Source organism: Sinorhizobium sp. 22678, assembly GCF_052044265.1.
Lineage (GTDB): Bacteria > Pseudomonadota > Alphaproteobacteria > Rhizobiales > Rhizobiaceae > Sinorhizobium > Sinorhizobium meliloti_A.
Genome location: NZ_JBQEMS010000035.1, coordinates 16,696 through 43,299 on the forward strand (window position 1 = coordinate 16,696; position 26,604 = coordinate 43,299).

At 63.0% G+C, this 26,604-nt stretch carries 27 protein-coding genes; 16 read left to right on the top strand and 11 right to left on the bottom strand.

Annotated features, from left to right (window positions below; all coding sequences use genetic code 11):
• Window positions 1-383: 383 nt before the first annotated feature.
• Entirely contained in the window at window positions 384-1,541 is a 1,158-nt protein-coding gene (locus ACTJKL_RS29750; RefSeq protein WP_440854560.1) for a pyridoxal phosphate-dependent aminotransferase, read from the bottom strand.
• A gap of 227 nt (window positions 1,542-1,768) precedes the next feature.
• Here ACTJKL_RS29750 and ACTJKL_RS29755 point away from each other — a divergent pair, with 227 nt between their 5' ends.
• The 5 genes from ACTJKL_RS29755 to aat all read left to right on the top strand — a co-directional run bounded on the left by ACTJKL_RS29755 (window position 1,769) and on the right by aat (window position 5,592).
• Window positions 1,769-2,536 (top strand): DsbA family protein, encoded by a 768-nt coding sequence (locus tag ACTJKL_RS29755; RefSeq protein WP_379942158.1) that lies wholly within the window; start codon window positions 1,769-1,771, stop codon window positions 2,534-2,536.
• 129 nt (window positions 2,537-2,665) lie between these two features.
• Window positions 2,666-3,112, top strand: coding sequence for a type II 3-dehydroquinate dehydratase (gene aroQ / locus ACTJKL_RS29760; protein ID WP_018094891.1), 447 nt, complete (start codon window positions 2,666-2,668; stop codon window positions 3,110-3,112).
• 23 nt (window positions 3,113-3,135) lie between these two features.
• Complete coding sequence (accB, locus tag ACTJKL_RS29765) at window positions 3,136-3,612, top strand: acetyl-CoA carboxylase biotin carboxyl carrier protein (protein ID WP_003533074.1); 477 nt, start codon at window positions 3,136-3,138, stop codon at window positions 3,610-3,612.
• 12 nt (window positions 3,613-3,624) lie between these two features.
• Window positions 3,625-4,968 carry an acetyl-CoA carboxylase biotin carboxylase subunit gene (gene accC / locus ACTJKL_RS29770; RefSeq protein WP_100672224.1) on the top strand — a complete coding sequence of 448 codons (1,344 nt, stop codon included), beginning with the start codon at window positions 3,625-3,627 and terminating at the stop codon, window positions 4,966-4,968.
• A gap of 9 nt (window positions 4,969-4,977) precedes the next feature.
• Window positions 4,978-5,592, top strand: a complete 615-nt coding sequence (gene aat / locus ACTJKL_RS29775) for a leucyl/phenylalanyl-tRNA--protein transferase (RefSeq protein WP_411932875.1) — start codon at window positions 4,978-4,980, stop codon at window positions 5,590-5,592.
• Window positions 5,593-5,689: 97 nt separating this feature from the next.
• Here aat and ACTJKL_RS29780 read toward each other — a convergent pair whose 3' ends face one another.
• The 4 genes from ACTJKL_RS29780 to gatB form a co-directional block, all read right to left on the bottom strand.
• Window positions 5,690-6,142, bottom strand: coding sequence for a DUF2155 domain-containing protein (locus ACTJKL_RS29780; RefSeq protein WP_018094888.1), 453 nt, complete (start codon window positions 6,140-6,142; stop codon window positions 5,690-5,692).
• Between the two features lie 119 nt (window positions 6,143-6,261).
• Window positions 6,262-6,657, bottom strand: coding sequence for an NADH:ubiquinone oxidoreductase subunit NDUFA12 (locus ACTJKL_RS29785; protein WP_018094887.1), 396 nt, complete (start codon window positions 6,655-6,657; stop codon window positions 6,262-6,264).
• Between the two features lie 172 nt (window positions 6,658-6,829).
• On the bottom strand, window positions 6,830-7,327 hold the full coding sequence (locus ACTJKL_RS29790) for a GNAT family N-acetyltransferase (protein ID WP_275596406.1): 498 nt from the start codon (window positions 7,325-7,327) through the stop codon (window positions 6,830-6,832).
• A gap of 2 nt (window positions 7,328-7,329) precedes the next feature.
• Complete coding sequence (gene gatB, locus ACTJKL_RS29795) at window positions 7,330-8,832, bottom strand: Asp-tRNA(Asn)/Glu-tRNA(Gln) amidotransferase subunit GatB (RefSeq protein WP_018094885.1); 1,503 nt, start codon at window positions 8,830-8,832, stop codon at window positions 7,330-7,332.
• A gap of 332 nt (window positions 8,833-9,164) precedes the next feature.
• Here gatB and ACTJKL_RS29800 point away from each other — a divergent pair, with 332 nt between their 5' ends.
• A complete protein-coding gene (locus ACTJKL_RS29800) occupies window positions 9,165-9,419 on the top strand; it encodes a YjhX family toxin (protein WP_018094884.1) in 255 nt (84 codons plus the stop codon).
• A gap of 101 nt (window positions 9,420-9,520) precedes the next feature.
• Here the strand turns inward: ACTJKL_RS29800 and gatA are convergent, their stop codons facing one another.
• The 3 genes from gatA to ACTJKL_RS29815 all read right to left on the bottom strand — a co-directional run bounded on the left by gatA (window position 9,521) and on the right by ACTJKL_RS29815 (window position 12,148).
• Complete coding sequence (gene gatA, locus ACTJKL_RS29805; RefSeq protein ID WP_100672220.1) at window positions 9,521-11,002, bottom strand: Asp-tRNA(Asn)/Glu-tRNA(Gln) amidotransferase subunit GatA; 1,482 nt, start codon at window positions 11,000-11,002, stop codon at window positions 9,521-9,523.
• A 49-nt stretch (window positions 11,003-11,051) separates the two neighbouring features.
• Window positions 11,052-11,339: an Asp-tRNA(Asn)/Glu-tRNA(Gln) amidotransferase subunit GatC gene (gene gatC, locus ACTJKL_RS29810; RefSeq protein ID WP_003533050.1), complete on the bottom strand. Its 288-nt coding sequence runs from the start codon at window positions 11,337-11,339 to the stop codon at window positions 11,052-11,054.
• Window positions 11,340-11,443: 104 nt separating this feature from the next.
• Entirely contained in the window at window positions 11,444-12,148 is a 705-nt protein-coding gene (locus ACTJKL_RS29815; protein ID WP_324763259.1) for a metal-dependent hydrolase, read from the bottom strand.
• Between the two features lie 123 nt (window positions 12,149-12,271).
• Here ACTJKL_RS29815 and ruvX point away from each other — a divergent pair, with 123 nt between their 5' ends.
• Entirely contained in the window at window positions 12,272-12,769 is a 498-nt protein-coding gene (gene ruvX, locus ACTJKL_RS29820; protein WP_018094881.1) for a Holliday junction resolvase RuvX, read from the top strand.
• On the opposite strand, the gene ACTJKL_RS29825 is transcribed toward ruvX, so the two are convergent.
• Together ACTJKL_RS29825 and ACTJKL_RS29830 are read right to left on the bottom strand one after the other, a co-directional pair.
• Window positions 12,703-13,038: a DUF6105 family protein gene (locus ACTJKL_RS29825; RefSeq protein ID WP_275596409.1), complete on the bottom strand. Its 336-nt coding sequence runs from the start codon at window positions 13,036-13,038 to the stop codon at window positions 12,703-12,705. The two genes, ruvX and ACTJKL_RS29825, sit on opposite strands and share 67 nt — an antisense overlap.
• The gene (locus ACTJKL_RS29830; protein WP_440854561.1) at window positions 13,035-13,190 is read right to left on the bottom strand and encodes a hypothetical protein; all 156 of its coding nucleotides are present in this window, start codon (window positions 13,188-13,190) and stop codon (window positions 13,035-13,037) included. Before ACTJKL_RS29830 ends, ACTJKL_RS29825 begins: the two co-directional genes overlap by 4 nt.
• Before the next feature lie 201 nt (window positions 13,191-13,391).
• Between ACTJKL_RS29830 and ACTJKL_RS29835 the strand changes: the two genes are divergently transcribed.
• Window positions 13,392-14,327, top strand: a complete 936-nt coding sequence (locus ACTJKL_RS29835) for an AEC family transporter (protein WP_100672217.1) — start codon at window positions 13,392-13,394, stop codon at window positions 14,325-14,327.
• Here the strand turns inward: ACTJKL_RS29835 and ACTJKL_RS29840 are convergent.
• Window positions 14,309-15,961, bottom strand: coding sequence for an acyl-CoA dehydrogenase family protein (locus ACTJKL_RS29840; RefSeq protein WP_411932872.1), 1,653 nt, complete (start codon window positions 15,959-15,961; stop codon window positions 14,309-14,311). The genes ACTJKL_RS29835 and ACTJKL_RS29840 overlap by 19 nt on opposite strands.
• 142 nt (window positions 15,962-16,103) lie before the next feature.
• Here ACTJKL_RS29840 and ACTJKL_RS29845 point away from each other — a divergent pair, with 142 nt between their 5' ends.
• From ACTJKL_RS29845 to ACTJKL_RS29880, 8 genes are all read left to right on the top strand, one after another.
• Window positions 16,104-17,045, top strand: coding sequence for an aspartate carbamoyltransferase catalytic subunit (locus ACTJKL_RS29845; RefSeq protein ID WP_003533035.1), 942 nt, complete (start codon window positions 16,104-16,106; stop codon window positions 17,043-17,045).
• Window positions 17,042-18,334 carry a dihydroorotase gene (locus ACTJKL_RS29850; protein WP_440854562.1) on the top strand — a complete coding sequence of 431 codons (1,293 nt, stop codon included), beginning with the start codon at window positions 17,042-17,044 and terminating at the stop codon, window positions 18,332-18,334. The genes ACTJKL_RS29845 and ACTJKL_RS29850 overlap by 4 nt, the downstream gene beginning before the upstream one ends.
• 29 nt (window positions 18,335-18,363) lie before the next feature.
• Window positions 18,364-18,975 (top strand): glycerol-3-phosphate 1-O-acyltransferase PlsY, encoded by a 612-nt coding sequence (gene plsY, locus ACTJKL_RS29855; RefSeq protein WP_100672215.1) that lies wholly within the window; start codon window positions 18,364-18,366, stop codon window positions 18,973-18,975.
• Complete coding sequence (gene dprA / locus ACTJKL_RS29860) at window positions 18,975-20,123, top strand: DNA-processing protein DprA (RefSeq protein ID WP_440854563.1); 1,149 nt, start codon at window positions 18,975-18,977, stop codon at window positions 20,121-20,123. Before plsY ends, dprA begins: the two co-directional genes overlap by 1 nt.
• 209 nt (window positions 20,124-20,332) lie before the next feature.
• On the top strand, window positions 20,333-23,017 hold the full coding sequence (gene topA, locus ACTJKL_RS29865; RefSeq protein WP_275596414.1) for a type I DNA topoisomerase: 2,685 nt from the start codon (window positions 20,333-20,335) through the stop codon (window positions 23,015-23,017).
• A 2-nt stretch (window positions 23,018-23,019) separates the two neighbouring features.
• Window positions 23,020-25,389 carry a ribonuclease R gene (rnr, locus tag ACTJKL_RS29870; RefSeq protein ID WP_440854564.1) on the top strand — a complete coding sequence of 790 codons (2,370 nt, stop codon included), beginning with the start codon at window positions 23,020-23,022 and terminating at the stop codon, window positions 25,387-25,389.
• A 36-nt stretch (window positions 25,390-25,425) separates the two neighbouring features.
• Window positions 25,426-25,881 (top strand): DUF983 domain-containing protein, encoded by a 456-nt coding sequence (locus ACTJKL_RS29875; RefSeq protein ID WP_275596416.1) that lies wholly within the window; start codon window positions 25,426-25,428, stop codon window positions 25,879-25,881.
• Window positions 25,878-26,594, top strand: coding sequence for an NUDIX hydrolase (locus tag ACTJKL_RS29880; RefSeq protein ID WP_275596417.1), 717 nt, complete (start codon window positions 25,878-25,880; stop codon window positions 26,592-26,594). Before ACTJKL_RS29875 ends, ACTJKL_RS29880 begins: the two co-directional genes overlap by 4 nt.
• Window positions 26,595-26,604 lie beyond the last annotated feature (10 nt).

Consider the following 26,604-nt stretch of genomic DNA (forward strand, 5'->3'; position numbering starts at 1 on the left):
TCCTCATTTCTGTGCTTGTCACAGGAATCCAGCCAGCCCAAGTCCTTGGGCTGAAAGAACGTTTCCCGCGCCGCAGACGCGGCGCTGCTGGATCCCTGTGACGAGCACAGGGATGAGGGTAGAGAGGGTGCCGTGAAGATAGCGAGGCGGCGCGGAGGTCCCGGGTCACGCCCGTATACAGCGTCCCGCTTCGCTTCGATGTAGTAGCCGCACATCCCCGGTCCCTCATTCCTGTGCTCGTCACAGGAATCCAGCCAGACCAAGTCCTTGGGCTGAAAGAACGCGTCCCGCGCCGCAGATGCGGCGCTACCCTCATCCCTGTGACAAGCACAGGAATGAGGAAATCAAACAAGCGCCGCGGGCGGCCCGAATCTCGATAAGCCTTAGGCCAGCCAGCGCGCGATGCGGTTCATCGCCTCCTCCATCTCGATAGCCGCCCCCGCATAGGAAAAGCGCATGGTGCGATGCCCTTCGACGGGATCGAAGTCGAAGCCGGGCGTTGCCGCGACGTCGATCTCGGCCAGCATCCGACGGGCGAAGGCCATGCTGTCATTGGTGAAGCGGCTGACATCCGCATAGGCGTAAAATGCGCCGTCCATCGGCGAGGCGATCGAAAAGCCGATCTGCGGCAGCCGTTCGAGCAGCAGTGCCCGGTTCGCGGCATAGGCACGCTTGTAGCCGTCGAGCTCCTCATGTGCGCCGAGAGCCGCCTCCGCGGCAATCTGTGACAGCTCCGGCGGCGAAATATAGAGGCTCTGCGCAATGCGCTCGAAGGCACGCACCCGCGCCTCGGGTAGAACCATCCAGCCGATGCGCCAACCGGTCATACAGTAATATTTGGAGAAGGAGTTGATCACGACGGCGTCGTCGGCGACTTCAAGCGCCGTCGTCTCCTCCCCGGCGAAAGTAAGGCCGTGATAGATCTCATCGGAAATGAAGGCGATCGAGTGGTCCCGGCAATAATCGGCGAGCGCCTTCAGCTGCGCCTTGCCGGTCACCGTTCCCGTCGGGTTCGCCGGGCTTGCGAGAAGCACGCCCTTCAACGGTTTTCCGCCCCGTGCGGCGGCGCGCTCCAGGCTGTCCGGGGTCAAAGTGAAGCCGGCATCGGCATTGGCTTCGATCTCGACCACTTCGAGCCCGAGCGCGGCCATGATGTTGCGATAGGCGGGATAGCCCGGGCGGGCGATAGCCACGCGATCGCCCGGATCGAACAGGGCGAGAAAAGCGAGATTGAACCCGGCCGACGATCCGGTCGTCACCGCAATCCGCTGCGGATCGAGCGTGATGCCGTGTCGGCTGTGATAGTGAGCGGCAATCGCCCTCTTCAGGGAGAGTGTGCCAAGAGCGTCCGTATAGCCGAGCCGACCGTGATCGAGTGCCCTCCTTGCTGCATCGAGTGCCGCTTTCGGCGCCGGATGCGCGGGCTGACCGACCGCCATGGATATGACCGGGTCGCCGGAATCGCGCCGCCGCGTGGCCTCGGCCAGCACATCCATGGCGTGGAACGGCTCGACTGCGCTGCGTTTCGACATCTGTGCCAAAGGAAGGTCCTCGCGAGTTTCTTGATGCCCTTTGCCCCATCGCTCGCGGCTTCACAAGTCCGCGAACGCCGCAATTCGGCCGATTTTGCCGTTTCGTTTCCCTCCGCCACGCCCTATGCTTCAACCAGTCGGCGCAAGCCGGGACTTGTCGTCGTCTTCAAACTGGCGCATTGACGCAAGCGTGCGGAGCCTACGACCGACATAGAACAGCAGACCACGAGGAAAGAATGACGCTCAAGATGAAGATGATTGCCGCAGCATCCCTGATCGCGCTTGCTGCCGGCGTCGCCCTGCCCGGTCCCGCGGCGGCGCTCGATGCCAAGCAGAAGGAGGAATTCGGCGCCTTCATCAAGGAGTACCTGCTCGCCAATCCGGAGATCATGCTGGAAGTGCAGGAAGCCCTCACCTCCAAGCAGCGGGCCAAGCAGCAGGAAACCGCTCAGGCGGCAATCGCCGACAACAAGAAGGCGATCTTCAACTCTGCCTACGACATTGCCCTCGGCAATCCGGACGGCGATGTGACGATCGTCGAGTTCTTCGATTACAACTGCGGCTATTGCAAACGGGCTCTCTCCGACATGGACGACATCCTCGCCAAGGACAAGAATGTCCGCTTCGTTCTCAAGGAGCTCCCAATTCTCGGGCCGGACTCGCTCGCGGCCCACAAGGTCAGCGCCGCCTTCCGCGTGATCGCACCAGAGAAATACGGCGATTTCCATCGCGCCCTGCTCGGGGGAGAGGAGCGCGCGACGGAGGAAACCGCGATCGCCGTTGCGGCCAAGCTCGGCGTGACGGAAGCGCAGTTGCGCGAAAAGATGGATGACGGGCCGTATGATGCCTCGATGCGCGAAGCCTATACGCTCGCCAACGAGCTCGGCATCACGGGAACGCCTTCCTACGTCGTCGGCAACGAGGCGGTCTTCGGCGCTGTCGGGGCGCCAGAGATCGAACAGAAGGTCGCCAACATGCGTGCGTGCGGCAAGACCGTCTGCTGACGGCCGGCCGGCCACCGCCCCTATCGGAACAGCACGACTTGTGGACAAAGCCCGCGGGTACCCAGGGGGCTTTTCCTCGGGGAACCATCAGTCTATAGGTAACCCTCCATCACCGGACCGGATTCCCTTATGCCTTCGACTATCTTTGTGCTGAACGGCCCAAACCTGAACGCGCTCGGCAAACGCGAACCGGGTATCTATGGCGGCAAGACGCTTGCCGACATCGAAGCGATGTGCAAGGAGGAGGCCAGACACCTCGGCTTCGACGTCGACTTCCGGCAGTCGAACCATGAAGGCACGTTGGTCGACTGGTTACACGAGGCTGGCGAAAAGGCAGTCGGCATCGCCATCAATCCCGCCGCCTACGGACACACCTCCATCGCCATGCACGATGCCATTCGGGCGATCACCGTCCCCGTGGTGGAGCTGCATCTTTCCAATATTCATGCGCGCGAAGAATTCCGGCACAAGTCGATGATCGCGCCAGCCGTCAAAGGCGTTATCTGCGGTTTCGGCGCACAGAGTTACATTCTGGCGCTGCATGCGCTAAAGAACCTGACGGAAAAATCCAAATAAGAAGAACACGAGGCTCATATCCCATGGCTGAAAAGAAACCGGGTATCGATCAGGCGCTGATCCGTGATCTCGCCAATATCCTTAACGATACCGACCTCACCGAGATCGAAGTGGAGCAGGACGATCTGCGCATCCGCGTTTCGCGGAACGGCACGCCTGTTGCCATGTCCATGCCGGCGATGCCCGCCTACCAGGTGCCGCCCGCCATCGCCGCCGGCCAGCCGGCTGGTGCGCCCCAGGGTGCCGCCGAAGGCGGTCACAATGCCAAGAACGCAGTGACGGCCCCCATGGTCGGCACCGCCTATCTCGCCCCGGCTCCGGGCTCCCGCCCCTTCATCGAAGTCGGTGCGGTGGTAAAGGAAGGTCAGACGATCCTGATCATCGAGGCAATGAAGACGATGAACCAGATTCCGGCCCCCCGCTCCGGCAAGGTGACGGAAATTCTCGTGCAGGACGCCGCTCCGGTCGAATATGGCGAACCCCTGATCGTGATCGAATAGGGCACGGTGGCGATGATCTCGAAAATCCTCATTGCCAATCGCGGCGAAATTGCTCTGCGCGTCCTGCGCGCCTGCAAGGAGCTCGGCATCGCGACCGTGGCCGTGCACTCGACGGCGGACAGCGACGCCATGCATGTCCGGCTCGCCGACGAGAGCGTCTGCATCGGCCCGCCGCCTTCGCGCGAGAGCTATCTGAACATCCATCAGATCGTTGCCGCCTGTGAGATCACCGGTGCGGATGCGGTGCATCCGGGTTACGGCTTCCTCTCGGAGAACGCCAAGTTCGCCGATATCCTCGATGCGCACGGCATCACTTTCATCGGACCGACTGCCGAGCACATCCGCCTCATGGGCGACAAGATCACCGCCAAGAAGACGGCGGAAGAACTCGGCATTCCGGTGGTTCCGGGCTCCGATGGCGAAGTGAAGCCGGAGAACGCCCTGGAAATCGCCCGCCAGATCGGATTCCCCGTGCTGATCAAGGCGACGGCGGGTGGCGGTGGCCGCGGCATGAAGGTCGCCCGCACCGAGGAGGAACTCGAAAATGCGGTTGCGACGGCACGTTCCGAAGCGGCGGCCGCATTCGGCAACGACGCGGTCTACATGGAGAAGTTTCTCGGCAAGCCGCGCCATATCGAAATCCAGGTCGTCGGGGATGGCGAGGGCAATGCGATCCATCTCGGTGAACGCGACTGCTCGCTGCAGCGCCGCCATCAGAAGGTCTGGGAAGAAGCCAACTCCCCGGCCCTGAACGTCGAACAGCGCATGAAGATCGGTCAAATCTGCGCCGAGGCGATGAAGAAGTTGAAATATCGCGGCGCCGGCACGATCGAGTTCCTCTACGAGAACGGCGAGTTCTACTTCATCGAGATGAACACGCGCCTGCAGGTCGAACACCCGATTACCGAAGCGATCACCGGGATCGACCTCGTGCACGAGCAGATTCGCGTGGCGTCCGGAGCCGGCCTCTCTGCCAAGCAGGAGGATATCGTCTTCTCCGGTCACGCCATCGAATGCCGCATCAATGCCGAAGATCCGCGCACCTTCGTTCCTTCTCCGGGCACGATCACGCATTTCCACGCCCCGGGCGGCCTCGGTGTGCGCGTCGACAGCGGCGCCTATCAGGGTTACCGTATCCCCCCCTACTATGACAGCCTGATCGGTAAACTGATCGTCCACGGCCGGACGCGCGTCGAATGCATGATGCGGCTGCGCCGCGTACTCGATGAATTTGTCATCGACGGCATCAAGACGACTCTTCCCCTTTTTCAGGACCTGATCAACAATCAGGATATCGCAAACGGCGATTATGATATCCATTGGCTGGAGCACCATCTGGCCACAACATCCGCATAGGATACGACATTGAAGGAGACGCGCAGCAAACAACCGGATATCACGCCGGACATGTTGTTGCGCGCCTACTCGATCGGTCTCTTCCCCATGGCCGACTCGGCCGACGATCCTGAACTTTTCTGGGTCGAGCCCGAGATTCGCGGCATCATTCCGCTGGACCGGTTTCACGTCTCGCGCAGCCTCGCCAAGGCGATCCGCCGACGTCCCTTCGACATTCGCTTCGATACGGCCTTCGCCGAGGTCATGGAGGGGTGCGCGCAGCCCGCACGGGACAGGCCGACGACCTGGATCAACGACACGATCCGCTCCCTCTATGCGGCCCTGCACCAAATGGGCCATGCGCACAGCGTCGAGGCATGGGAGGGAGGCGTACTCGTCGGCGGGCTCTACGGCGTTTCACTCGGCGCAGCCTTTTTCGGCGAGAGCATGTTCTCGCGGCGCACCGACGCATCGAAGATCTGCCTCGTCCATCTGGTCGAGCGATTGAGGTCCAAGGGATTTCGGCTCCTCGACACGCAATTCACGACCGAACACCTGAAGTCCTTCGGCGCAGTCGACGTGCCCAAGGCTCAGTACGAAGTTCTGCTCGCGAAAGCCATAGCTTCGCCAAATCTCGAATTCTGAGGATCATGCCTTCTCAAGGAAAGGCTTACGCTTTGCGTCGCTCCAGTGAGTGGCAGGCAAAGAGAGATGGATCGCAGGAGGCGCCTTGCCAAGTGCTCTATTGCTTTGCCGCCGTGTCCGGCGGGGGGACGTCCGACGAGGTCTTGCAGGACTGCAGCCAAACGTCATAGACGGGGTGCTCGACCGCATTGAGCCCCGGGCTGTCGGCAAACATCCAGCCGGTGAAGATGCGGCGGATCTTCCGGTCGAGCGTGATTTCGTCCACCTCCACAAAAGTGGTCGTCTTCGGCGCTTCCGTTTCGTCGCGGCTGTGGCAGACGCGCGGCGTTACCTGCAGCGCACCGAATTGCACCGTTTCGCCGATATAGACGTCAAAACTGGTGATGCGGCCGGTGATCTTGTCGATGCCGGAGAAGACCGCGACGGCGTTGGAAAGGCGCGCCGCCTGCGCGGTTTCGACGGCAGACGTCACCGGAGCGGCAAGGAGAAGGGCAATGGCAGCGAACCGCCCTCCCCGGCCAATCAAATCCCGCAGACAGAAACCCGCCATTACCGCCAATCCCCCGCACATTGCTGTTAGTCCCGGATGGACTTCAGGCGCTAAACCCGAAATGTGGCTGCGCCGTGATCGTCCCGCATGTCGCGGGATGATACCCAAAGAGCCCAGGCTCAGGAGCGCGGCGTCCAGGCGTCGTAGTCGCCGGTCACACGCGGGCGCTTACCGGCGCCGGCAATCGACCCCTTCGGCCGATAGGCACCGGGCGTGCCGGTCGGGTTGGCGCGGTGGGGCTTCTGCCACTCGCGTACGACATATTTCTCGTCGGCGGGGGAGACGTCGGTGCGGTGGTGCATCCAGCCATGCCAGCCCGGCGGGATCGCAGACGCCTCGGCAGGGCCGTTGTAGATCACCCAACGCCGCGTCCGCCCCTCGGAGTCCGTGCCGCCCTGATAGTAGACGTTGCCGAACTCGTCTTCCCCGACGCGCTGGCCATGGCGCCAGGTGTGAAACCGGGTACCGATCGTCTGTCCGTTCCACCAGGTGAAAATCTGCAGCAGGAGCTTCATAGGCATCGTCCTTTACCGGCCGATGGGAGCCAGCCGGATGTCAAAATCTCGCCCCCGCTTATGCCGTGCCGCTTCCGGCTTGTCCAGTGATTCCGCTCTTGGCTGCGGGGCATTTCACCTGCATCTGGCGGCCGAAGCGGGTGTGTCGCATCGATGCGAGCGGCGTCAAAGGTCAGGAAAGACGCTTTTCGAGGATGAGCGCCGGTATGCCGGACTGCTCGTCGCCGCAACTGGATGTTTTTGCGACTTCCACAAATCCGTGCGCGCGATAAAAGGCGAGCGCGTGCAGGTTCTGCGGCTCCACTTCCACCCGCATGCGTTCCGCATCCGGGAAGCAGGTCTCGAGCTCGGCGAACATGTCGCGACCGACGCCATGGCGTTGATACTTCGGCAGCACATAGAGCTGGTGCAACACGGCTGTCTTTTCCAGCGACTCGGACATGGCGGCATAGCCCATCCCGGCAAGTTCGCTGCCGTTGTCGGCGACGACAAACTCGGAGTGCTTGCGCTGCAAGCGCGCGCGAAGGGCCTCGACGGAATGCCACTTCGCCGTCAGTTCATTGACCTTTTCGACACCGTAGAACGTATCGTAGGTCGCGTGCCACGTCTCGGCAAGCAGAGCGCGAACCTTTTCGAGGTCGCGCTCGCTCGCGGTACGGACGAAGAACATCGTCACTCCTCGATGCCGAGCTTGGATTTTACGAGGGCCTGCACCGCCTGCGGATTGGCCTTGCCGCCGGTTGCCTTCATCACCTGGCCGACGAACCAGCCGGCGAGCGACGGCTTCGCCTTGGCTTTTTCAACCTGGTCGGGATTGGCGGCGATGATCTCGTCGACCGCCTTCTCGATCGCACCGGTGTCGGTGACCTGCTTCATACCGCGGCTCTCGACGATCTCGGCCGGATCGCCTCCCTCGCTCCAGAGGATTTCGAAGAGATCCTTTGCGAGCTTGCCGGAAATGGTGCCGTCCTTGATGAGATCGATGATACCGCCGAGCTGCGCCGGCGAGACCGGCGTTTCCTCGATGGTCTTTCCGGCCTTGTTCAGCGCGCCGAGAAGATCGTTGATCACCCAGTTCGCCGCCGCCTTGCCGTCACGGCCTTCGGCCACGGCTTCGAAGTAATCGGCAATCGCCTTTTCCGAGACGAGAACGGACGCATCGTAAACGGACAGACCGAGATCGCGAACGAAGCGTTCCTTCTTGTCGTCCGGCAATTCGGGAAGATCGGCCTTGAGCGCTTCCACGAAGGCATCGTCGAACTCGAGCGGCAGGAGATCCGGATCGGGGAAGTAGCGGTAGTCGTGCGCCTCTTCTTTCGAACGCATCGAGCGGGTCTCGCCCTTGTTGGCATCGAAGAGACGGGTCTCCTGGTCGATCGCGCCGCCGTCCTCGAGGATGGCGATCTGGCGACGGGCCTCGTATTCGATCGACTGGCCGACGAAGCGGATCGAGTTGACGTTCTTGATTTCGCAGCGCGTGCCGAAAGCTTCGCCCGGGCGGCGAACCGAGACGTTGACGTCCGCGCGCATCGAGCCCTCGTCCATATTGCCGTCGCACGTGCCGAGATAACGCAGGATCGAGCGGAGCTTGGTGAGATAGGCTTTCGCCTCGTCCGACGAACGCAGGTCCGGCTTCGAGACGATCTCCATCAGCGCGACGCCCGACCGGTTGAGGTCGACATAGGACATGGCGGGATGCTGGTCGTGCATCGACTTGCCGGCATCCTGCTCCAGATGCAGGCGCTCGATGCCGATCTCGACGTCTTCGAACTGCCCCTGGCGATCCGGACCGACGGAAATGATGATCTTGCCTTCGCCGACGATCGGATCCTTGTATTGCGATATCTGATAGCCCTGCGGCAGGTCCGGATAGAAATAGTTCTTCCGGTCGAAGATCGAGCGATTGTTGATCTTTGCCTTCAAGCCGAGGCCGGTGCGCACGGCCTGCTTGACGCATTCCTCGTTGATGACCGGAAGCATGCCCGGCATTGCGGCATCGACCAGCGACACATTGGCGTTCGGCTCCGACCCGAACTCGGTCGACGCACTGGAGAACAGCTTCGAATTGCTCAGCACCTGCGCATGGACTTCCATGCCGATGATGACCTCCCAGTCGCCGGTGGCGCCTGGAATGAAGCGTTTCGGATCAGGAGTGCGGACGTCGACGATGCTCATGTCATGCTCTTCTTTGAAGCCTGAATTCGTGGTTTCTCGGTAGAGCAATTGATCCCACGGTGCAAGCTTGTAAGGCGCGGCCGCACATGGGGCACTGGACAATGCCGGCTCTCGCAGCCGGCCATTGCAACCTTGACGATTGCGCGGCGATCTCCTAGAAAGCGCGATATCCGACAGGAGTCTTTATGTTCCATCAGTCTGAGTCCCGGTAAGGGCCCTGCCCGCTTCCACTGAAAAGCGTGCATGGGCCGGAAACGTAAACCCCGCTCTTCTCACGAAGAACGGAACGTTTTCCTGCGTTCTGACGAACGCCATTCCGGAACACTCCAACGATGGACATTTCACGCGCCGAACAGCGCATTCTTCACCATTTGGCCCAGGGCGGCCGCATTGAAATCACGCGCGAAGGCAAGGCGATCGCGGACGTTCGCTGCTTTACGAGAGACGGCTGGGTCTATCCCGGTGTCGATCTCGAGCTTTTCCGTAAGCTGAAACGAAAGAGAGCGATCAAATCGTCGGCCGGTAAGCCCTATCGCATCACCGAACGCGGACTGCATCTGGTCAGATCGGAGCTCAACAACCGCTGAGCGCCGGCGATCCGAATTGCACCGGATGACGGAGATATCGTCTCCGGCATCCGATGCGGTCGGTTTGCCGCGATTTCGACGGATTACGCCTCTTTACGCCGTCACCACCATTTGGAGGGCGTGAAGCGGCCGGCTGCCTGTTCGATGACATGGGCCGTCTTGAACAGCGTTTCTTCTTCGAAGGGCTTGCCGATGAGCTGCAGACCGAGCGGCAGCCCCTTGCGGTCGAGCCCGCCCGGCACCGCAATACCCGGAAGGCCGGCCATGTTCACCGTCACGGTGAAGATGTCGTTCAGGTACATCTTCACCGGATCGGATGCGAGGTCCTCGTCGGCAATGCCGAAGGCGGAGGACGGCGTGGCCGGCGTCAGGATCGCATCGACACCCGCCTGGAAGGCGAGCTCGAAGTCGCGCTTGATCAAAGTCCGGACCTTCTGCGCGCGCAGGTAATAGGCATCGTAATAGCCGGCGGAGAGTACATAGGTGCCGATCATGATACGACGCTTTACCTCCTGGCCGAAGCCGGCGGCGCGCGTCTTTTCATACATGTCGATGATGTCCTTGCCGTCGACGCGCAGGCCGTAGCGAACGCCGTCGTAACGCGCGAGGTTGGACGACGCTTCGGCCGGAGCGACGATGTAGTAAGCGGGCAGCGCGTATTTCGTATGCGGCAGCGAGATATCGACGATTTCGGCGCCGGCATCCCTGAGCCAGGCGATGCCCTGCTGCCAGAGCGCCTCGATATCCTCCGGCATGCCGTCGACGCGGTATTCCTTCGGAATGCCGATCCGCATGCCCTTGATCGACTGGCCGATCGAGGCTTCGTAGTCCGGCACCGGCAGATCGACGGATGTCGTGTCCTTCGGATCGATGCTCGCCATCGACTTCAACAGGACCGCCGCATCGCGCACGTCGCGGGCGATCGGGCCCGCCTGGTCGAGCGACGAGGCGAAGGCGACGACGCCCCAGCGCGAGCAGCGTCCGTAGGTCGGCTTGATGCCGACGGTGCCGGTGAACGCCGCCGGCTGGCGAATCGAGCCGCCGGTATCGGTCGCGGTGGCGCCGGCGCAAAGACGCGCCGCGACCGCGGCCGCCGAGCCGCCGGAAGAGCCGCCCGGAACCAGGTCCAGATTCGAACCTTTAGCGCGCCACGGGTTCTTGACCGGTCCGTAGTAGGAGGTCTCGTTAGACGAGCCCATGGCGAACTCGTCCATGTTAAGCTTGCCGAGCATGACGGCGCCGTCGTTCCAGAGGTTCTGGGTCACGGTCGACTCGTAGCGCGGCTCGAAGCCGTCGAGTATGTGGCTGCATGCCTGCGTGTGGATGCCCTCCGTGCCGAAGAGATCCTTGATACCAAGCGGGATGCCCTCGAGCGCGCCGGCCTTACCGGCCGCGATGCGGGCGTCCGATGCCTTCGCCATCTCGCGCGCCTTTTCCGGAGTGACGGCGACATAGGCGTTGATCGTCTGGTTGGCTGCCTCGATCGCGGCAAGATAGGCGTCGGTCAACTCGACCGCGGTGATCTCCTTGGCGGAAAGCTTCGCGCGGGCTTCGGCGATCGTGAGGCTCGTAAGGTCGGTCATGGTGCAATCGGACTTTCGCATTCAAAACGGCGGGGCGGACGGCGGGTGGTTATTCGACCACCTTCGGAACGAGGAAGAAGTTGCGATCCGAGTTCGGCGCGTTGGCGACAATGTCGTCCGCCTTGTCACCATCCGCGACGATGTCGTCGCGCTTTTTCATCTTCATCGGCATCACCGACGTCATCGGCTCGACTCCGTCGACATCCACTTCGGAGAGCTGCTCGACGAAGCCCAGGATACCGTTGAGTTCGCCGGTCATCCGCTCGGCTTCCTCATCGCTGACGGCGATGCGGGCAAGGCGCGCGACGCGCTTCACGGTGGCAAGGTCTACGGACATGATCGTCTCCGGTATCGCAAAGTTTCCCCCGCTATAAAGGCGAGTTGCACAACGTGCAACTCGCGAATAGCGCCGACCGGTTTCCGGTTCGGCTGCGCTCCTCTTCAGAGGGTTACTGCGCCACCGACCTCGGGGGTTGCGACCAATGTCGAGGCGCCGTCCATGCCCGCAACGAAGGTCTCCGGCGTCTGGTCGATGATCGGGAAGGAGCCATAGTGGCAAGGGATCGCCGTATTGAACTTGAAGTAACGCTGGCATGCGAGCGCGGCCACGGCACCGCCCATGGTGAAACGGTCGCCGATCGGCACGATGCCGATTTCCGGCTCGTGCAGTTCCTGCACGAGCGCCATGTCGGAGAAGATGTCCGTGTCGCCCATGTGATACAGCGTCGGCTCGTCGTCGAAATGGAGAACAAGGCCATTGGCGTTGCCGAGCGAATGCGAAACGCCGTCGTCGGTGATTTGCGCCGACGAGTGCAGCGCGTTGACGAATGTGGCCGTGAAGCTCCCGAGCTGGATGGTTCCGCCCGTATTGCCTGGCTCCAGCTTCGAAACGCCCTGGCGGCCGAGCCACATGCAGAGGTCGAAATTGGCAAGGACCGTCGCCCCCGTTTCCTTGGCTATGGCAACGGTGTCGCCGACGTGGTCGCCGTGGCCGTGGGTGAGCAGAATGTGGGTCAGTCCCGCCGTTGCGGCCTTGCGCTCCTCGTCCCGAAAGGCGGGATTGCCGGTGAAAAACGGATCTATCAGGATTTTGGCTTTCGCCGTTTCGATGTGGAAGGCGGAATGTCCCAGCCATTTGATGTTCATGATGTTCTCCTCAGATCGCGCGCGGCACCCCGGACGAGTCGGGCGATAAAATCGTTCGATTTATGTCTAGGACAAGCATATGGATCAGACCAGCGCACTGGAAAGATCGAATCGGTAAATCCCATGGCAATTCTCACGATGGAGGAACTCGCGGAGCGGCTGCCGCCCTATCGGTCGGTGGCGGGCCTGGATCTCGGGACGAAAACGATCGGCCTTTCGGTTTCCGATCTGGGGCGGCGCTTTGCGACGCCGCGCGATGTGATCCGCCGCGTCAAGTTCGGCGCCGACGCGCAGGCGCTCCTGGCCTTTGCGGAGAAGGAAGGGATCGCGGCCTTCATCATCGGCTTGCCGGTGAACATGGACGGATCCGAGGGGCCGCGCTGCCAGGCGACGCGTGCCTTCGTGCGCAACATGGGGGAAAAGACGGATATCCCCTTCGTCCTATGGGACGAACGCCTGTCGACGGTGGCAGCCGAGCGGGTACTGATCGAAATGGACGTATCGCGTAAAAAGCGGGCCGAACGTATCGACTCGGCAGCCGCTTCCTTCATTCTTCAGGGAGCGCTGGATAGATTGGCATCGCTGGCGAGAGGCGCTTCCGGCGATCGTGACGCACCGTAACGGCGCCGATACCAGGCCGCGATCTGCCGCCGCTTCCTGAGCGCGACAAGGCCGAACACGATCAGGCTGTCGACGATCATGGCCCGGGCGACGAGCGGCGGAATGGTTTCCGGCGGCATTCCCAGGATTTTCCCGTAAACCCGGAAGACGAGCTCATGCGCCTCCCGCGTCAGCATGAAGACGCCGAAGCTCATGTCGTAATAGGAGAGCCCGTACCAGCCCGTAAGCAGCATCACGGGACCGCCCCAGAAGATGAGCAACCACTTCATGAAGCGCCCCTCTCCCGCTGATGGCCGCGCAGAAGCGAGCAGATCGCACGATCAAGCAGGACGAACGTGGTCAGGACGGCCGCGAGGCTCGCTATATCGAGCGCCAGGCCGGCAAAAAACATCACCATGATGATCAGCAAGGCAGCTCTCACCGGCCGCTCCGTTCCATCCTTGAAAAAATCGCACCGCCAGTATCTCCGCCTCGGAGGCAGAAGCGCAACGTAAACCATTTGTTAAGGTTAATATTCACGGTGAAAGGCGGCTTGCGGCCGCCGGTCCAGCGGCCTACAGCGAGTTCTGCGCACCTCATAAGAACGCGCGGCGCTACGTGCGTGAACCTGCCTGGAGCCCTGATGACCATCGTCTTCGAAAGCATTCTGCCCGTCTTCCTGCTGGTGATCCTTGGTGTCGCGCTCCGGCGCTCTACGCTTGTCGACCAGGGGCTATGGATCGGGCTCGAGCAGTTCGGCTATTATTTTCTCTTTCCCGCGCTGCTCTTCTCGACGCTGGCGAAGGCGGACCTGGCCGGACTCGAGGCTGATGCGACGGCCGTCGCGACGGTCGGCAGCGTGACATTGATGTCGGCCGCCCTCCTCTCGGCCTGGCCTCTGCTGCGTCGAAGCGGCATTTCGGGCCCCACCTTCACGTCGGTCTTCCAGACGGCCACGCGATGGAATGCCTTCATTGCACTGGCGGTCGCTGAAAAACTCTTCGGCGCGGTTGGACTCAGCCTGACGGCCCTCGTCATGGCACTGCTCATCATCCCGATCAATTTCTACAATATCGCCGTTCTGACCTGGTTCGGCGGCGGCAGCCGTGGCATCGGTTTTTTCTTTTTGAAGATCATCACCAATCCCCTGATCATCTCGTCGGCGCTCGGGATATTGTTCAATTTGACGGGCATCGAACTCTATGAGCCGGTGATGACGGCGGTCGACATGCTGGCGAGCGCTTCGCTCGGGCTTGGTCTGATCCTGGTCGGGGCCGGCCTCAAGGTCGCCGACGCCTTGAGCCCGAGCATCCCAGCCCTGTTCGCGGTCGTGCTCAAGCTGATCGTCATGCCGGTGTTCATGGTGGGCGGCAGCGCGCTTCTCGGCATCCGGGGGGATGCCCTGCTGGTCATCGCCGTGGGTGCGGCCGTCCCCACCGCCATGAACGGCTATCTTCTGGCCAAACAGATGGGGGGTGACGCGGAGCTTTACGCCTCCGTCGCCACGATCCAGACGGCGGCCTCCTTTCTGACGATACCGCTCGTGCTCTTCGTTACGGGCTATGTCGCGGCCGGATAGAGCAGATCGAGGACATAGGCCGAATCGAAGCGCGAATCGAGCATGCCGTAAGTCGAGCGCCAGCCGGCGGCCAGGCGCGATTCCAGAAACGCATCGGCGATGCGCCCGGCCCCGAGCCTGTAGAGTTCGGCAGCCGCCGCCGCCAGCGCCAGTTGCTCGACCAGCATGCGTGCCGCGCCCTCGTCGCGCTCGCAGAGCGACATGGCGGCACGCAGAACCTCGATCGTCTTGCGCCCGGCGGGACCCAGATCGCGGCCGATCGTTGCGAAGAGCTGCTCGAACAGTTCCTTGCGGCGCCCGAGCACCCGCAGGACGTCGAGCGCCATAACGTTGCCGGAGCCTTCCCAGATCGCATTGACCGGCGCTTCGCGGTAGTGGCGCGCAAGCGCCCGCTCCTCCACATAGCCGTTGCCGCCCATGCACTCCATGGCCTCGTAGATCAGCGCGGGGGCGATCTTGCAGCACCAGTATTTCGCGACCGGCGTCATGATGCGGGCGTAAGCGGCATCCTCGGCGCTGCCATGGGCATTATCGAAGGCTTCGGCCAGGCGGAACGACAGCGCGCTTGCGGCCGCGACATCCAGGGCCATGTCGGCGAGCACTCTGGTCATCATCGGCTGGCTGACAAGCGCTTTGCCGAAAACCTTGCGGCCGCGGGTATGATGGACGGCTTCGGCGAGCGATGCGCGCATCATGCCGGCCGAAGCCAGCGCGCAGTCGAGCCGCGTCAGCGTCACCATGTCCAGGATCGTACGGATACCGGCATCCGGCGTACCGAGCAGGAAACCGAAAGTGTCGGAAAACTCGACCTCGGAGGACGCATTGGATCGGTTGCCCAGCTTGTCCTTCAGGCGCTGGAAACGCAGACCGTTGGCCCCACCGTCCTCCAGCAGCCGTGGGACCAGGAAACAGCCGAGCCCCTCCCGGGTCTGTGCCAGCATGACGAAAGCGTCGCTCATCGGCGCGGACATGAACCATTTGTGTCCGGTGAGGCGATAAATGCCCTCCCCCACCCGTTCGGCCGTGGAAGTATTGGCGCGCACATCCGTGCCGCCCTGCTTCTCGGTCATGCCCATGCCGATCGTGACCGCGGATTTCTGCATCCACGGCCGATTGGACGAATCATATTTGCGCGCGAGGATCTTCGGCGCCCATTCCTTCTGGACGGCGGGGGAAGCGGTAATCGCCGCGACCGAGGCACTCGTCATCGTCAGCGGGCAGAGATGGCCGCATTCGAGCTGCGCGGTCAGATAGAAACGGATCGCCCTTACCTTGTGCGAGCGGCCGCGCTCATCGGGCAGGTTCTCCCAGGCGGAAGAATGCAGGCCGGTCGTCATGGATCGGCGCATCAGCGCATGCCAGGCGGGATGGAACTCGACGACGTCGAGGCGCTCCCCGCGCGGCCCGTGCGTCTTCAGCTTCGGCACGCCTTCATTGGCCATCCGGGCCAGTTCCTGCGCCTCGGGCGAAGTCACATAGCGCCCAAGCCCATCGAACTCGTCGCGCAGCGTCTTCGGCATGCTGGACGTAATGTCGACCACCAGCGGGTCGGAGCGAAAGGCGTTGACACCGGACCAGGGCTTGGGCTGGTTCAGTTCTGCAAGTTTTTGTTCTGTCCGGTTCATCTGATTCATTGGCCGGTTTTAGAGCCTTTCCTGTCCAAATGGAAACAATTCTGTCGGCCCAAGTTTTCTTCGGAACGGGCGGCGCGCCGCTTGCCGCGCCGGGGTCCACGTTCTATAGAGCGACCGAATTCCAGAAAGGCAAGGGCGGCCCATGATCACCTTCCCGCATCGCCACCTGCTCGGCATCAAGGGGCTGACGGAACAGGATATCACGCTCCTGCTCGATCGCGCCGACGAGGCCGTCAAGATCTCTCGACAGAGGGAGAAAAAGACCTCCTCGCTGCGCGGGCTCACGCAGATCAATCTGTTCTTCGAAGCCTCGACCCGGACCCAGTCTTCATTCGAGCTCGCCGGAAAGCGGCTCGGCGCCGACGTCATGAACATGTCCGTCGGCAATTCCTCGGTGAAGAAAGGCGAGACGCTGATCGATACGGCGATGACGCTGAACGCCATGCACCCGGACGTGCTGGTCGTTCGCCACTCGTCGGCCGGGGCTGCCTCGCTGCTTGCCCAGAAGGTCTCCTGCTCGGTCGTCAACGCCGGCGACGGCCAGCACGAGCACCCGACGCAGGCGCTGCTCGACGCGCTGACGATCCGGCGCGCCAAAGGCAAGCTCTCGCGGATCATCGTGGCGATCTGCGGCGACGTTCTCCACTCGCGCGTCGCCCGCTCCAATATCCTGCTTTTGAACCAGATGGGCGCCCGTGTGCGGGTCGTCGCGCCGGCGACGCTGCTTCCCGCCGGCATCGCCGAGATGGGCGCGGAGGTCTACCACTCCATGGCCGAGGGCCTCAAGGATGCGGACGTGGTGATGATGCTGAGGCTCCAGCGCGAGCGCATGGCCGGCTCATTCGTGCCTTCGGTGCGCGAATACTTTCATTACTACGGCCTAGACGCCGAGAAGCTCAAGGTCGCGAAGGACGACGCGCTCGTCATGCATCCGGGGCCGATGAACCGCGGTGTCGAGATCGCCTCGGAGATCGCCGACGGGCCGCAAAGCGTGATCGAACAGCAGGTCGAGATGGGCGTCGCCGTGCGCATGGCCGTGATGGAAACATTGCTTCTCTCCCAGAACCAGGGGCCGCGCCTATGACCAGACCACTCGTTCTGCAGAACCTCCGCATCGTCGATCCTTCGCGGAACCTGGACGAAACCGGCACCGTCATCGTCGGGGACGACGGCCGTATCCTCGCGGCAGGAAAGGATGCGCAGAACCAGGGCGTACCTGCGGACGCTTTCGTCAAGGACTGCGCCGGTCTCACCGCCGTTCCGGGCTTGGTCGATGCGCGCGTCTTCGTCGGCGAACCGGGCAGCGAACATCGCGAGACGATCGAGTCGGCCTCGCGTGCCGCGGCGACCGGCGGCGTCACTTCTTTCATCGCCATGCCGGACACCGATCCGGTGATCGACGATATGGCGCTGGTCGAATTCGTGCGGAAGACCGCGCGCGACAAGGCGCTCGTCAACGTGCATCCGGCGGCGGCCCTGACCAAGGGACTGCTTGGCCAGGAGATGACCGAGATTGGGCTGCTTCGCGATGCGGGCGCCGTCTGCTTCACCAATGGGCGACAGCCGGTACACGATACGCTCGTGCTTCGCCGCGCGATGACCTACGCGCGCGAGTTCGGTGCCGTCGTCGCGCTCGAGACCCGAGACAAGTATCTCGGCGCCAACGGCGTCATGAATGAAGGGCTGCTGGCGAGTTGGCTCGGCCTTCCCGGCGTTCCGCGCGAAGCCGAGATCATTCCGCTCGAACGCGACCTGCGCATCGCCGGCCTGACCCGTGCGGCCTATCACGCAGCCGAAATTTCCGTTCCCGAATCGGCCGAGACCATTCGCATCGCCCGCGAGAACGGCACCAACGTCACCTGTGGGATCTCGATCAATCACCTGACCCTGAACGAGAACGACATCGGCGAGTACAGGACTTTCTTCAAACTCTCGCCGCCTTTGCGCACCGAGGACGATCGCGTCGCAATGGTCGAGGCGCTGGCCAACGGAACGATCGATATCATCGTCTCGTCCCATGATCCCCAGGATGTCGACACCAAGCGCCTGCCCTTCGCGGATGCCGCGGACGGGGCGATCGGTCTCGAAACCCTGGCGGCAGCGGCTCTGCGGCTCTACCACAGCGGCGAAGTGCCGCTGATGCGGCTGATCGATGCTCTGTCCACCCGCCCGGCCGCGATCTTCGGCCTGGATGCCGGCACGCTGAAGCCCGGCGCCCGGGCCGACATCGCCGTCATCGACCTTGACGAGCCTTGGGTTCTCCACAAGGAGACACTCGTCTCACGCTCCAAGAACACGCCTTTCGAAAATGCACGCTTTACCGGACGGGTCGTCCAAACCTATGTTGCGGGCGAACTCGTGCATTCGGCATAACCGGCGCGAGTCAGCGGAAGGGGGGACCGGTGGACATGTTTTCCTGGCAGTTGGGGCTGCCTTCGACGCTCGCATGCCTTGTTTTCGGTTATCTGCTGGGCTCAATCCCGTTCGGCCTCATCCTGACGCGGATGGCCGGCCTCGGTGACGTACGCAAGATCGGCTCCGGCAATATCGGCGCGACGAACGTGCTCAGAACCGGCAACAAGAAGCTTGCCGCCACGACGCTGCTGCTGGATGCGCTCAAGGGCACGGCTGCCGCGGCGATCGCATCCTACTGGGGTGTCGAAGCGGGCATCGCCGCCGGTTTTGCCGCCTTTATCGGGCACTTGTTTCCGGTCTGGCTTTCGTTCCGGGGCGGCAAGGGCGTTGCCACCTATATCGGCGTACTGCTCGGCCTCGTGCCGGTGATGGTGCTCCTCTTCGCAGTCATCTGGCTGGCAATGGCAAAGATCACCCGCTACTCATCCCTGTCGGCGCTCGTCGCTACCGCTGTCGTCCCCATCGCGCTCTATGCAGCCGGCCACGGCAAGGTGGCCGTGCTCTTTGCGGTCATGACGGCCATCGCCTGGATCAAGCACCGCGCCAACATCCAGCGCCTTCTAAGCGGCACCGAAAGCCGGATCGGAGAAAAGGGCTGATGCCGCCGGGCGCTCGACGTGCCGGGATGGCGCTGAGCGAACGGCAGAAAATCGCATGGTTGCGGCTGATCCGAAGCGACAATGTCGGCCCCGCAACCTTCCGCGATCTGATCAGCCATTTCGGCACTGCAGAGGCGGCGCTCGAGGCGCTGCCGGAACTTTCGCGTCGTGGCGGGGCGGACCGGTCCTTCCGCGTCGCCACGGTGGAAGAAGCCGAGCGAGAACTCGAGGCCGCACACCGGTTCGGCGCCGTGTTCGTGGGCATCGGCGAGCCCGATTATCCGGATGCGCTCAGACAGATCGACGGCGCCCCGCCTCTTCTCGCGACGAAGGGCAATTTGAAGGCGGCGGCCCGCCCCTCGCTCGGGATCGTCGGCTCACGCAATGCCTCGGTCAGCGGCGCGAAGTTCGCGGCGATGGTCGCCCGCGACGCCGGAGCTGCCGGCTATGTCATTACATCAGGGCTCGCCCGCGGCATCGACACGGCCGCCCACCGCGCCAGTCTGCGGACAGGCACGATCGCCGTGCTCGCGGGTGGCCTCGACCGCCCCTACCCGCCGGAGAATCTCAGCCTGCTGCAGGAAATCGTCTCCGGCGAGGGGCTGGCGGTCAGCGAGATGCCCTTCGGCTGGGAACCGCGCGCCCGGGACTTCCCGAGGCGGAACCGGCTCGTCGCGGGCATCAGCCTCGGTGTTGCGATCGTCGAAGCCGCGAGCCGCTCAGGGTCACTGATCACTGCGCGTTACGCGGCCGATTTCGGCCGGCTGGTCTTTGCCGTGCCCGGGTCGCCTCTCGATCCGCGCTGTCACGGCACCAACGATCTCTTGAAACAGGGCGCGACCGTCACGACCTCTTCGGCGGACGTGATCGAGGCATTGGCGCCTCTCAGCCGCGACGATCTTTTCTCGCGGCTGGACGTGAAGGAACGGGGAATCGAGGAACCGCGATCGACGCCGCCGGCCCCGGACGACACCGATCGCGCGCGCGTCGTCGAGGCTCTCGGGCCGACGCCGGTCGAGATCGACGATCTCATTCGGTATACGGGGCTTGCCGCACCGCAGATCCATATGGTGCTCGTCGAACTGGATCTTGCCGGTCAGCTCTGCCGGCACGGAGGCAATCTCGTATCGCTCGCGACCGCCGAATGACGGCTCGGATCCTTCGGTCGCCGCGCCAAAGACAACGGCAAGAATGACGACCACCGGTTGAGCCGATTCGAATGTTGCCGCTTGGTTGCGGTCGAGCGCGATATAGCTATTTTCGATCAAACCCCTTGACCGCGCCCGAATCCCTGTCCATGTCGTGGCGTCGGTATTGGCGCGCAGGGTCGCCAAACAAGTTGTCTCAGAGAATGTCGATGAATGTTGTAGTGGTGGAATCGCCTTCCAAGGCCAAGACGATCAACAAGTACCTGGGCCCAGGCTACAAGGTGCTTGCCTCGTTCGGCCATGTGCGTGACCTGCCTGCCAAGGACGGATCGGTTCGCCCCGACGAAGACTTCGAGATGTCCTGGGAGGTCGACGGCGCCTCCGCCAAGCGGATGAAGGACATCGCCGATGCGGTGAAATCGTCCGACGGTCTCATTCTCGCAACCGACCCCGACCGCGAGGGCGAGGCGATCTCCTGGCATGTGCTCGACCTTCTCAGGAAGAAGAAGGTCATCGGCGACAAACCGGTCAAGCGCGTCGTCTTCAATGCGATCACCAAGAAGGCCGTGCTCGATGCGATGGCCGAACCCCGCGACATCGATGCCTCGCTGGTCGACGCATATCTCGCACGCCGCGCTCTCGACTACCTCGTCGGCTTCAATCTTTCGCCCGTGCTCTGGCGCAAGCTGCCGGGCGCACGCTCCGCGGGCCGGGTGCAATCGGTGGCGCTGCGCCTCGTCTGTGACCGCGAGGCGGAAATCGAGCGCTTCGTCACCGAAGAATACTGGAACATCTCGGCGCTTCTGAAGACACCGCGCGGCGACGAATTCGAAGCGCGCCTCGTTTCGGCCGACGGCAAGCGGCTGCCGCCGAAGGCGATCGGCAATGGCGAGGAAGCCAACCGGTTGAAGTCCCTGCTCGACGGCGCGAGCTACGTCGTGGAGAGCGTCGAGGCAAAGCCGGTCAAGCGCAACCCCTCCCCGCCCTTCACCACTTCGACGCTGCAGCAGGCCGCCTCCTCGAAACTCGGCTTCTCGGCATCGCGCACCATGCAGGTTGCGCAGAAGCTCTATGAAGGCGTCGATATCGGCGGAGAAACCGTAGGTCTCATCACCTATATGCGTACGGACGGCGTGCAGATGGCGCCGGAAGCGATCGCCGCCGCGCGCCAGGCGATCGGCAGCCAGTTCGGAGAGCGCTATCTTCCGGAAAAGCCGCGCTTCTATTCCACCAAGGCAAAGAACGCCCAGGAAGCGCACGAGGCCATTCGCCCGACGGATTTCGACCGCACGCCGGACCAGGTTCGCCGCTTCCTCGACGGCGACATGCTCAGACTCTACGATCTCGTCTGGAAGCGCGGCATCGCGAGCCAGATGGCATCTGCGGAGATCGAGCGCACCACCGCTGAGATCGTTGCCGACAATGCCGGCAAGAAGGCGGGCCTCAGGGCAACCGGTTCGGTCATCCGCTTCGACGGCTTCATCGCAGCCTATACCGACATGAAGGAAGACGGCGAGCAGTCGGATGACGGCGACGAGGGCGGCCGCCTTCCGGAAATCAACGCGCGCGAAAATCTTGCCAAGCAGAAGATCAACGCCAGCCAGCACTTCACCGAGCCGCCGCCGCGCTATTCGGAAGCGACGCTCATCAAGAAGATGGAAGAACTCGGCATCGGCCGTCCGTCCACCTATGCGGCGACCGTCACGACCCTCATCGACCGCGACTATGTGGAAATCGACAAGCGCAAGCTGGTGCCGCAGGCGAAGGGCCGTCTGGTCACGGCGTTCCTCGAAAGCTTCTTCACCCGCTATGTCGAATATGACTTCACCGCGTCGCTCGAGGAGAAACTGGACCAGATTTCGGCGGGCGAGCTCAATTGGAAGGACGTGCTGCGCGACTTCTGGAAGGACTTCTTCTCCCAGATCGAGGACACCAAGGAACTGCGCGTCACCAACGTGCTCGATGCGCTCAACGAGGAATTGGCACCGCTCGTGTTCCCGAAGCGGGAAGATGGCGGCGACCCGCGCCTTTGTCAGGTCTGCGGCACCGGCAAACTGTCCCTGAAACTCGGAAAGTACGGCGCTTTCGTCGGATGCTCCAACTACCCGGAATGCAACTACACGCGCCAACTCTCCTCCGACAGCAGCGGTGACGCCGAAGCAGCCGCAGCGAACGAGCCGCAAAGCCTCGGCAAGGATCCGCATACCGGCGAGGAGATCACGCTACGCAACGGCCGCTTCGGCCCCTATGTTCAGCGCGGCGACGGCAAGGAGGCGAAACGCGCCAGCCTGCCGAAGGGCTGGACGCCTGCAGCGATCGATCATGAGAAGGCCCTGGCTCTTCTCTCCTTGCCGCGCGACATCGGGCCGCATCCGGAAAGCGGAAAGATGATCTCCACCGGCATCGGCCGTTATGGCCCCTTCGTGCTTCACAACGGCACCTATGCCAATCTGGAGTCGGTCGAAGACGTCTTCTCGATCGGTCTGAACCGCGCGATTTCCGTCCTTGCCGACAAGCAGTCCAAGGGCGCCGGCGGCGGTCGCACCGCCGCGGCGGCCCTCAAGGAGCTTGGGGAACATCCGGACGGCGGCGCGATTACTGTTCGCGACGGACGCTTCGGACCCTATGTCAACTGGGGCAAGGTGAATGCCACGCTGCCGCGGGGCAAGGACCCGCAATCGGTGACGGTCGAGGAAGCGCTTGCGCTCATCGCCGAGCGCGAAGCGAAGGGCGGCGTGACCAAGGGCAAGGCGGCAAAGGGAAAATCGGCCGCGGCAAAATCGGCCGGAGCGAAGTCTGCCAAGGCTGCATCGGCCGGAACCGCGAAAGCGGAGAAGCCGAAATCAGCAGCGAAGACGAAAACGAAAGCGGCCGCGAAGGCCAAGAAGGACTGACTTTGACCAGGATTCCGCGCAACCCGACCGAAACGCCCGCAAAGGGCGCAGGCAAGAAGTCCGGCCGCGCGGCCAGGACGGCACCGGCCGGAGAAAAGGAGACGATCGTTCACGGCGTCGTTCCTTCCCGCGAGGTGCTGATGCGCTTCATCGCCGAGAACCCGCAACACGCCTCGAAGCGCGATATCGCCAAGGCGTTTGGCCTGAAGGGCGAAGCACGGGTAGAGCTCAAGCGATTGCTGCGCTCGCTCGAGGAGGACGGACTCCTCGAGAAGAAGCGCAAGTCGCTCGTTCGTCCCGGCGGGCTCCCGCCCGTCACCGTTCTTGACATTACCATTCGCGATGTCGATGGCGACCTGATCGGCCGCCCGGCCGAGTGGCTCGACGACGACGGCGTCGCGCCCGCAGTCCTGATCAAGCAATCAAGCGTCGCCAGGGCCAAGGGCAAGACGCCCGTAGGCGGTCTCGGCGACCGGGTGCTCGCAAAGATTTTCCCGGCCAAGGAACGCGGCGGCCCCGCCTATACCGCGCGTATCATCAAGGTGCTCGACAAGCGCAAGGACGCGGTGCTCGGCGTCTTCCGCGCCACGCCGGGTGGTGGCGGCCGACTGATGCCGATCGACAAGCGGGGCGAGGAACTCCTCATCGATCCGGACTTCACCGGCGACGCCAAGGAAGGCGATCTCGTCGAAGCGCATCTCTCGCGGATCGGCCGCTACGGTCTGCCGCGCGCGCAGGTGCAGAACGTCATCGGCTCGGTCGCATCTGAAAAGGCGATCTCGATGATCGCCATCCATGCGCATGGTATCCCGCACGTCTTTCCGGAGAAGGTGTTGCAGGAGGCGGAAGCCGCGCGACCTGCAACAATGGCCCATCGCGAGGATTGGCGCACCCTGCCGCTCATCACCATAGACCCGGCAGACGCCAAGGATCACGACGACGCGGTCTACGCGGAGCCGGATCCGTCGCCGGACAATCCCGGCGGCGTCATCGTCACCGTCGCGATCGCCGACGTCTCCTGGTACGTCCGGGCACGCTCGGCACTCGATCTCGAGGCGTTGAAACGCGGCAACTCGGTCTATTTTCCGGACCGGGTCGTACCGATGCTGCCCGAGCGTATATCCAACGACCTCTGCTCCCTGAAGGAAGGCGGCGACCGCCCGGCGCTTGCGGTCCGGATGCGCTTTTCCAAGGAAGGCCGCAAGGCCGGCCATACGTTTCACCGCATCATGATGCGGAGCGCGGCCAAGCTCTCGTACCAACAGGCGCAGACCGCGATCGACGGTGCTCCCGACGACAAGACCGGCCCCATACTGGATACGATCCTCAAACCGCTCTGGGAAGCCTATCGTATCCTCACACGCGGAAGGGAGCGCCGTCAGCCGCTCGAACTCGACGTGCCGGAGCGCAAGATCATCCTGAAACCGGACGGAACGGTCGATCGGGTGTTCGTGCCGGAACGCCTCGATGCGCACAAGCTCATCGAAGAGATGATGATACAGGCGAATGTCGCCGCCGCCGAGACGCTGGAACAGAAGCGTCAGGTTCTGATCTATCGTGTCCACGACCAGCCGTCGCTCGCCAAGCAGGAGAGCCTTCGCGAATTCCTTGCGACACTCGAGATCGCGCTCGCCAAAGGTGGCAACATGCGGGCGAACCATTTCAACGGGATTCTCGCGAAGGCCGACGGAAAACCTTACGAGACGATCGTGAACCAGATGGTACTGCGCTCGCAAAGCCAGGCGATCTACAGCCCGGAAAATATCGGTCATTTCGGCCTGAACCTGCTGCGCTACGCCCACTTCACCTCGCCGATCCGGCGCTACGCGGATCTGATCGTGCACCGCGCGCTCGTTTCCGCGCTCGGGCTCGGCGAAGGCGGCATCATGCCCGAGGAAGAAGCAACGCTCGACGATATCGCCGCCGAAATCTCGACCTTCGAGCGGCGCGCCATGGCGGCTGAACGCGATACCATCGATCGGCTGATCGCCCATCATCTGAACGGCCGCGTCGGCGAGGAGTTCGACGGACGGGTTTCCGGCGTCACAAAGGCGGGACTATTTGTCACTCTCCCCGCCTATGGCGCCGACGGATTCATCCCTATATCTACGCTCGGGCGCGACTATTTCATCTATGATGAAGCGCATCAGGCCCTTTCCGGCGAGAAGTCCGGGCTGGGCTACCGTCTCGGAGACCCGGTGCAGGTCAAGCTTGTAGAAGCGGTGCCGTTGGCCGGTGCACTCCGTTTCGAAATGCTGAGCGAGGGACGAAAGATGCCGACGGCAATGCGTTCCTTCCACAAGGCCGGCCGCCGCGACCGGACGGGTGCACGCAAACGGCCGGGGACGCGACCGCCCCGCGGCAGGCACTGAGAGCCGGACGCGCGACGTCCGGCACGAGGATTGGACATGAAGGCAACGGCGACAGACATGCTTCAGCTCGGCGGAGCGGAGGGCGACAAAAGGCCTGTCGGCCGCTCGATCAAGCGTGGCCTTTTCGGATCCTGTCCGGCCTGCGGCCGCGGTCGGCTGTTCCGCGCCTTCCTTAAATCGGTGGACGCCTGCGAAGCTTGCGGCGAACGCATGGATCACCACCGCGCCGACGACTTCCCGCCCTACATCGTCGTCACGATCGTCGGCCATGCCGTGCTCGGCGGTTATATGATGACCGATCTCGTGCTGCCGCTTACGACATGGCAGCATCTCGCTATATGGGCGCCGGTCACGCTTGCCAGTTCGCTCGCCCTGATGCAGCCGGTCAAGGGCGCGGTCATCGGCCTGCAGTGGGCGTTGAGAATGCACGGTTTCGGCGGTCACGACGATCTGCCGGAAGACGTCCTTCCGCCGCGAGATCCTTCGGCATGACCCCGGAGCGGCTTGGCGGCCGCGCTTTCGCACTCGACGCCGAAGCGGAGAGTTGTCCGACGGTCAGGACGCGCGATGCGGCCTCCATCATGCTTCTCGACAGATCGGGCAAGGACATTCGCGTGCTGATGGGCAAACGCCACAGCGCCCACGTCTTCATGCCGGACCTTTACGTCTTCCCGGGTGGCCGCCGCGATCCCGGCGACCATCGCCTGAGATTTGACGGCGATCTTCATCCGGCGGTTCTGCGATCTCTCAGGGCAGGCGAAGGGCGGGCTATCACGGTGGCTCGCGCACGCGCGCTAGCACTTGCGGCCGCGAGAGAGCTCTACGAAGAAGCCGGAATAAGCCTCGGCCGGACGCACGAGCGCCAAGGCTCGGCGCTTCCGTTTCTTCCCGATCTTTCGAATTTGCGCTATATGGCGCGGGCCATTACTCCTCCGGGACTGCCGAGGCGATTTGACACGCGGTTCTTTGCCGTTTTCGCGGACGAGGCTGAGATCGATCCCTCACTGGTGGCGGAAAGCCGGGAGCTTCAGGATTTGCAATGGATCGATGTCAACGACTTTTCCGCGCTTCGCGTGCCGGAGATCACCGCGATCATCCTCTCGGATCTGAGAAACGATCTCGAATCGGATCCTTCGCTTCCGCCTGAAAGAACCGTTCCATTTTATTTTACGCGCCATGGGCGCTTTCACCGTACGCTTCTCTGAGGGCCCTATC